General features: G+C 28.1%; 3 protein-coding genes and 1 pseudogene. All 4 read right to left on the bottom strand.

Going from position 1 to position 2,602, the window contains the following annotated elements; genetic code table 11:
* Nucleotides 1-642, bottom strand: a 642-nt coding sequence (locus tag VK998_RS10695; RefSeq protein ID WP_325228125.1) for a DUF4011 domain-containing protein, incomplete at its 3' end; no start/stop codon positions are given.
* A gap of 244 nt (nucleotides 643-886) precedes the next feature.
* A pseudogene (locus tag VK998_RS10690) lies at nucleotides 887-1,293 on the bottom strand (transposase).
* A 277-nt stretch (nucleotides 1,294-1,570) separates the two neighbouring features.
* Nucleotides 1,571-2,089: an IS4 family transposase gene (locus tag VK998_RS10685; RefSeq protein ID WP_325228126.1), complete on the bottom strand. Its 519-nt coding sequence runs from the start codon at nucleotides 2,087-2,089 to the stop codon at nucleotides 1,571-1,573.
* Between the two features lie 8 nt (nucleotides 2,090-2,097).
* Complete coding sequence (locus VK998_RS10680; RefSeq protein WP_325228123.1) at nucleotides 2,098-2,433, bottom strand: DUF4372 domain-containing protein; 336 nt, start codon at nucleotides 2,431-2,433, stop codon at nucleotides 2,098-2,100.
* Nucleotides 2,434-2,602: the final 169 nt, after the last annotated feature.

Below are 2,602 nucleotides of genomic sequence, written 5' to 3'. Positions count from 1 at the left end.
ACTCAACCCACACTCTTTTTTGATTATCCACCCATTAACCTTCACTATCTTCTGAACCTCATTTAAATACTCTATAATATTATTTTCATAGGGATCAAATTCTGGAAATTTAACCCCAAAATCGTTCTCTAGTTTATAGGATAAAGTTGGATTAATAACAATTTCATCTTCATGCAAATTTAATACATAAGGTGATGTTAATGATTCGATAGTTATAGAAACTGGTACTAAAACTATTGGTGATATCAAATTCCATTCAGAACCAGCTGTTTCCGTCCAATTTAAGAACCCTAATGCTAAATATAAAATATTAACACCTTTTTCCTCAATCGCTATTTTTGCCTTAGCTCTAAGATTCTTTAACGTTTTTTGTTGTTCTCCAATAGTTCTATCTGTTGATATATCTCCTTTTATAAAAATTTCTTCCCTTTCCTCTTCACCATCTTTATCATAATAGTATGAAAAAGGAAACTTCAATTCTTTTTCATCAAGAACTAACATGGAATATAATTTTTCAATTTCAGGAGCTACAATTTTTACATTTGATCTTTTAGTTTTACGATAATTTAATAATCGATTGCGTTTTCCTAAGTCAAGTAAACTATTTTTCCAGCTCTCTATTTTTCTATCTAAATCAGACATAGCATCACCTCATCAATATATTGTATAACAAATTTGAATTCCATCTTTATGAATTATTTTATGTGAATTTTTCCATTTCTCACATTCTCCTATAATCCTCGAGTTATTTTGCCTAACATCTATTTCCAAATCAATATTATAGTTTTTGATACATCAATATGTATTTCAGTAGTTTTCATATTATCATGTCCTACTATAATTCTTATATAAGCTTCTGATGATAATCTTTCTACAGTAATGAAGTTTATCTTATAACTATGCCCCTTAAGTACTTTAAAATTTCCTCAAACTGAATCAAGGTATCTTCATCCATACGGTTGAAAAACCTTGATAGAGTAGGTTGGGATGCTAATCCATCTTTATCAAGAATGGCATTCATAACAGGGTCGTTGGTAAGTTCATCAGCGTCATTATCATTGAAATATCGAGCCAATATTTGATAAATCATTTGGCATAGATTTTCATCGTCCTTATGAAATCGATCAGCTGTGTCATTAGTTTTAAACATTTTTTGATTAGCTTGTGAAAACCAACCTTGTGGGCAAATTCCTTTATTAGGAATAAACCAGAATCGGAGGATAGATCGCCTCCATCAAAATTTATTTTAATTTTACTATTGCTTTCTAAATGAAGTACGTTTAAACTAGACATAAGGGTTTCTCCTTTTGTTAAATTGTTTGACTTGGTAACTTCATTTTAACAAAGTTGAAGCCCTTTTTCTATAGTTTAAGCTTCACTTTATAGGTGAAAGCAATAAATGTTGAAAATACAGTAACTATGCGGTACAAAATACCATTGATTAAATTATGATGAATAATTCAGGATTATTTATAATTTTATTTTATTATTTTAGATTTATAAAAGCAAATATTTCCCATGATTCAGCTTTTCCGTTATTTTCAATTATTAAAACTAATCCTTATTATTTTTAATTAAATAAGCCGTGGCCTGTTTTAGATACACCTTGTATCAATTTTACAATTATGAATGTTATTATTGCAGAAACAATTTGCATCATAACCGCATTTAGGCTATGACCTGTAAATTTTTTAATTTTTAGATTTTGCTTAATCCATTTAAAGAATAGCTCTATTTCCCAACGCTTTTTATATAACCATGAAATATCTTCACTAGTATATTCAAATATATTAGTGACAAAAGTTAGAATTTTACTTTCGGAGTCAACCACTGTGATAACTCTGTATTTCTCTTTTGTCATGTTGATATCTTTAGTACCAAGATAGCAAGTAATATCTTCAATAATATTTATAGAATCATCTAGTAACATAGTTTCTGAGTAAGTTATTTCTAGGTTATTTATCTCCGTTAGAGCTGCATTATCCTTTAATCTAGTGATAAAGCATATTCCCTTATTACTGAATTCATCAAATTTCTTGTAGTCAATGTATCCTTTATCAAAAACATATATGAAGTTATTCTCTGTAATAAGTTCTTTTATTTTAGTTTATCGCTTGCAGGAAGCTTCTCCAAAGCATTGGAAACTAACTCATTCAATATGGAAACATATACATTGTAATCAATATAATTATTATGATTAGATAAAGTTCCCAGGCTAACGCCTTTTATTGATTCTTTTAATTTAGAGTCAGACTGCATAAAATCATCGATATCTCTTAAACTACCAAGTTTCGCTAAGTGGGAGTAAAGAAGAGTTTTCAAATGGTTTACAGCTGTATTAAAGTCAATATCTAGCTTATATGCGGATATTTTCAAAGTATCCCAATTAATAATATCTAATAATTTTTCAAAAATAGTGATATAATTATCCATAGATAGTCAGCACCTTTCTTGTTTTTTATGATTAACGGTAATTATATTAAAGCAAGAATGCTGACTATTTTCATTTATATATTAATGGTAAAAATACAACTTTTATACATAAGACTATTGTCAATAGTAATTTAATCCAATAGTTAAACACTAGTGATAATATCTATTA

The organism is Schnuerera sp. (genome assembly GCF_035459645.1).
Classification (GTDB): Bacteria; Bacillota; Clostridia; order Tissierellales; family Tepidimicrobiaceae; genus Schnuerera.
This window is presented reverse-complemented; position numbering and strand designations above follow the sequence as displayed.

What these genes read in the sequence shown, in the direction of transcription:
- VK998_RS10680 (WP_325228123.1), bottom strand. Translation starts at nt 2,433, where the DNA reads ATGGATAATTATATCACTATTTTTGAAAAATTATTAGATATTATTAAT.